Annotated in this window: 3 protein-coding genes; 2 read left to right on the top strand and 1 reads right to left on the bottom strand. The window is 38.0% G+C overall.

Features of this window, described 5'->3' with window-relative positions; all coding sequences use genetic code 11:
- Nucleotides 1-17: 17 nt before the first annotated feature.
- On the bottom strand, nucleotides 18-2,630 hold the full coding sequence (locus E1176_RS05885) for a lamin tail domain-containing protein (protein ID WP_155209634.1): 2,613 nt from the start codon (nucleotides 2,628-2,630) through the stop codon (nucleotides 18-20).
- A 121-nt stretch (nucleotides 2,631-2,751) separates the two neighbouring features.
- On the opposite strand from E1176_RS05885, the gene E1176_RS05880 reads away from it, so the two are divergent.
- Nucleotides 2,752-3,744, top strand: a complete 993-nt coding sequence (locus E1176_RS05880) for an aspartate-semialdehyde dehydrogenase (protein ID WP_155209633.1) — start codon at nucleotides 2,752-2,754, stop codon at nucleotides 3,742-3,744.
- Nucleotides 3,741-4,713 (top strand): class I SAM-dependent methyltransferase (locus E1176_RS05875; protein WP_155209632.1); only part of this gene is annotated, 973 nt, incomplete at its 3' end. The genes E1176_RS05880 and E1176_RS05875, both read left to right, overlap by 4 nt.

Raw genomic sequence — 4,713 nt, 5'->3', positions numbered from 1 at the left:
ATTTATCTGATTATTGTTTAAAATCGCCTTCCAACTGCCACTTTTTCTTTAAACAACTGCACCTCACCGCTGGCATCAAACACTTCGAAAAAAATAAGATAGTAACCCAAATCAACCCTGCTGCCATCCTCGTTGGTGCCATCCCACGTAAAGAACCCTTTATCAGATAAAAAATAGTTTTGGGCGATAGTTTTAACCAGCCTTCCCTGTATGTCATACACCATGACAGTAGCAGCTTTTCTCGCATTAGGAAAATTATAAGATATGCTCGTGAAGTTATTTGATGTACTTAATGGGTCGATGATTTTTGGTTCTATCTCTATACTTTCGTTATTTATTAAAGCTTCTCTCCTTGATTGCGAGTTTTCGTAGCCTGGTGTAGCAAAGCCTACTGATGCTACGGCAGATTTCCAGTTGCTTTTATTTTCGGCTGATACTTCTGTATTTACTCTTTCAAGAGAAGTGCCTTCTGTATCATCTAATAAGGGAGAGTGCAGTTCATCATTGTAAGAAAAGGCGTCAATATATTTTTTACTGCCTAACATTAAAACTACCACACCTTCATTGTCGACATATGTGGGCAAATCAGTACTTACTAAATTTTCGGCCCTGCTTAATGGATACTGCTCTTTAAGAATCATCTCATCTTCCGTAAAAGCCACATAATCACCTGGTGCCATAATAAATGGTTCTTCTGCTACTAGTTTTGATGATATAATAGATAATGAATCTTCGGTATATTCACCTCTAGCCAGATAGACAGAGTCAAGTGTGATATATTTATCCGACCGATTGTACACCTCAACAAAATCAACTCCTTCTGGCCGTGGATCATAAAGCACCTCGTTTATTATGAGATTTTGTGGGCTTGGGGTTTCAGGAAGCCTGAAGTTGACAGTATTCTCCGTAATCAAATTACCGCTGCAATCTTTAACACCGTCAACTGCAATGGTATATATTTCATCAGGAATCATTGAGCTATTCAGAGACAAAACCACAGACTCTAAATCTGCTACTGGATAAGTTTTGTTGACAGCTAATTCTGGAGTGAGGTTAATAGTGGCCTTTATTATAGAATTTTCTTCAAGCCGTTCATTAAATCTAATCAAAAGGCTATCTGTTGAAAGAGCCCATGCATTTATTAACATTGGTCCGATAAGATCAGGGTTATCACTTTTTACAGAATTTTCTATACCCGGGGTACCTCCCTCGGAGTTTTCTGAAGCATCCCAATTCTTATCTCCCCCACATTTATTTTCCGGATCTATTAATTCTAAAGACCAACCCCCTTCTTTTTTTGTAGAGCTTCCATACCAAGTATCATCAAACGCTACAGAATCAACAGTTGCACCGAGTTCATTTTTAAGGGTGAGCACATCTCCGGGATTGTTTAAACTAGGCCACGGGCTTAGGCCTATTACATGTCCATAGCTTTCAAAAAGTGATGTATCACTTGAAGCACAGATTAATATATACTGACCCGGGTAGATATAATCAGAAGGAAGAACTGTAGATGATTTAGCGTCTGCATATATCCAGTTTTTGAGATCAATGACATTTTCGCTCCTGTTATACAATTCAATATATTCAGCTGGTGGTAAGTCATTTGGTGGCTCGGGGTCTGCCATCAGTTCATTAAAGATGATGTCTCTTTCTTTTACCACCGGCTGTAGAAAATAAAGAAATTCTTTATTTGTGGACATAATCATATTGCCATTACTGTCTTCGATACGCTCAACGGACAAAGTATACTCACTTGCATTGATAAACGACTCCGAAAAACTGAGCTTGACTCGTGTTGAGTCGTTACCATTGTATGTAGCACTATTAGGGGAGCCGACTCCCTTATCTACAAAGTAATTTGTTGTAGTAAGGGCAGATGCTTGATCTACTTTTTCAGAAAACTGTATTTCTATAGAGTTTTCGTCTAGCACCAGTATTTCTTCGAGTTTCGGAGGTACGTTGTCAACAGTTGTTACTGAAACATCATCAAAGAAAAAGTCCTGACTTCTGGTGCTTGTATGTTTGACTAGAAAACCAAAGTGGCTTCCTGATTGAAATTCTGTATCAATACCTTCACCAATCGTTAAGAACGAGTTTCCTCCAGAAGTGTCTGCTTCTAATTTCCAGTCACCAGCTGAGCTTCTTGTGACTTTTATGTGCACATTTATTACTGAAGAAATGGAAGCTGTGGGATCTTCAATAATGGGTGTACCAGAGGAGGTTTTATAGAGATCAATTCCATCTCCGCTACCACTTTCTCCTAGTTGTATATAATAGCCAACAGGACTATCTTTTAAATTTTCTCTGTCACTTACCAAGAAAACTTTGACACTATTTGAGCTGCTTGGCGCATTGTTATAGACAACCTTAAACTGCCATGTTGTATTTAATTCTTCTGAGAAGGTATTTGAGGTTGTGATATACAATGTTGATGTAGCAGTTGGCCCGTTGCTTTGCAGTTGACCTCCACTCACCTGAAAATCAGTACCAGCGCCTGATTCATTACTACTTACCCAGGTAGGGTTATTGGTAAAGTCACCATCGCTAAAATCGTCAACAAATTGAGCCTGTGATAAGTGAAAACAGATGGTAAATAAAGAAACAAGGTAAAAGCGGTTTAGGAACATAAATTATGAGTGATGCTAGTTAGACAACTTAACAAAAATAGTATTTTTGCATTAATCAATTTCCGCATAAAATCGAGGCAGGAGTTATCTATTAAGTAGCCTCAATAAATTTAGATAAAAGATGAAATTAGCTATTGTAGGAGCCACAGGATTAGTAGGCCATGAAGTTCTAGAGGTTATCGATGAGAGAAACCTAGAGTTCGATGAATTATTATTAGTTGCCTCAGAAAGATCTGTTGGAAAAAAGATCACTTTTAAGGGAAAAGATTATAGTGTAATCAGTCTCGATGCTGCTTTGGAGGCCAAGCCTGACATAGCGATATTTTCTGCAGGTGGGGAGACTTCATTGCAGTGGGCTCCAAAATTTGCTGAAATTGGTTGTATTGTGATAGATAATTCTTCAGCGTGGAGAATGAATCCTAACAATAAGCTCATAGTGCCAGAAGTAAATGGAGAAGCATTAAGAATTGATGACCGAATCATTGCAAACCCTAATTGCTCAACCATCCAAATGGTACTTGCTCTTGCTCCTTTGCACAAAGCATATAAAATAAAGCGTATAGTAGTCTCTACTTATCAATCAGTAACCGGTTCTGGTAAAGGTGCTGTCGATCAGCTCATGAGTGAGCGTAATGGCGTTGAAGGTAAGAAAGTATATCCTCATACTATTGATATGAATGTGCTTCCTCACATAGATGTGTTCATGGATAACGGATACACCAAAGAGGAAATGAAAATGATAAACGAAACAAAGAAAATTTTTGACGATCAGAGCATTGCTGTAACTGCTACTGCAGTAAGGTTACCTGTAATGGGAGGTCATTCGGAATCAATTAACGTTTCCTTTGAAAACGACTTTGACCTCAATGAAGTAAAATCTCTACTTGAAAGTGCTGAAGGGGTGGTTGTACAAGATGATGTAAGCAACAATATCTACCCTATGCCATTAACAGCGCACAAGAAGGATGATGTTTTTGTAGGAAGACTAAGAAGGGATGAATCACAGCCTAATAGTCTTAATCTTTGGGTCGTAGCAGATAACTTGCGTAAAGGAGCAGCAACAAATGCTGTACAAATTGCTCAGTTTTTAACTACAAACAACCTGGTTTATTGATCAAGGAAATAGCTTCTAAAGAGGTTCAGGATTTTATAACAGCCAATGAAGATGTAGATCCCTTTGAGCTTTCGCTTAAACATCGTGAATTATTTGGGCTACCGATAAAGATCATTTCAGAGCAAATTGCTGCTCGCAAAAAAGCAAAAACTAAACTTCCGGAGTGGTACGCCACTGACGGCATCGTTTACCCACCGCTTTTATCTATGGAACAATGCTCTTCTGAGCAGGCGGCACAGTACAAGAGCACCCTTTTAAGTGGTCATACATTGCTAGATCTAACTGGAGGAACTGGTGTGGACACGCATTATCTATCAAAGAATTTTAAGCATTGTATTTACGTAGAAAGAAATAAGCACCTATGTGAAATTGCTCGTCACAATTTTACAGTATTTCAAAATGATAAGATTCAGGTATTCAAGGATAAATCAGAAGATTTTATTAATACATATAGTAAAAACGTAGATGCTATATTTATAGATCCTGCGCGCAGAGACGATGATAAAAATAAGGTGTTTAGATGGGAGGACTGCGAACCCAATGTGGTGGAAATACAGGAGGATTTATTTGAGCTAGCTGATGATATTTTGATCAAAGGCTCACCGATGTTAGACATTAACTCATCGCTAGCCGCTTTAAATCATGTGAAAGCTGTTCATGTCTTATCAATAAAAAATGAGTGCAAAGAAGTGCTTTATCATCTGCAGAAAAATAACAGTTCAACAGTCAAGGTTCAAACGATAAATATAACCGCTTCTGGTGATCAACAGGTTTTTGATTTCTTACCTAAAGAAGAAGAAAATCACATTGTTGAGCTATCAGAACCTCAAGCATTTTTATACGAACCAAATGCCTCAATATTAAAAGCAGGGGCTTTTAAAAGTGTTTCTGTGAAGTACAAATTAAATAAGCTGCACCAACACACACATCTTTACACTTCAAAATCTTTAATTACAGGTTTTCCTGGTC

The organism is Fulvivirga aurantia, assembly GCF_009711475.1.
GTDB lineage: Bacteria > Bacteroidota > Bacteroidia > Cytophagales > Cyclobacteriaceae > Fulvivirga > Fulvivirga aurantia.
This window is presented reverse-complemented; position numbering and strand designations above follow the sequence as displayed.

What these genes read in the sequence shown, in the direction of transcription:
- E1176_RS05885 (WP_155209634.1), bottom strand. Translation starts at nt 2,630, where the DNA reads ATGTTCCTAAACCGCTTTTACCTTGTTTCTTTATTTACCATCTGTTTT.
- E1176_RS05880 (WP_155209633.1), top strand. Translation starts at nt 2,752, where the DNA reads ATGAAATTAGCTATTGTAGGAGCCACAGGATTAGTAGGCCATGAAGTT.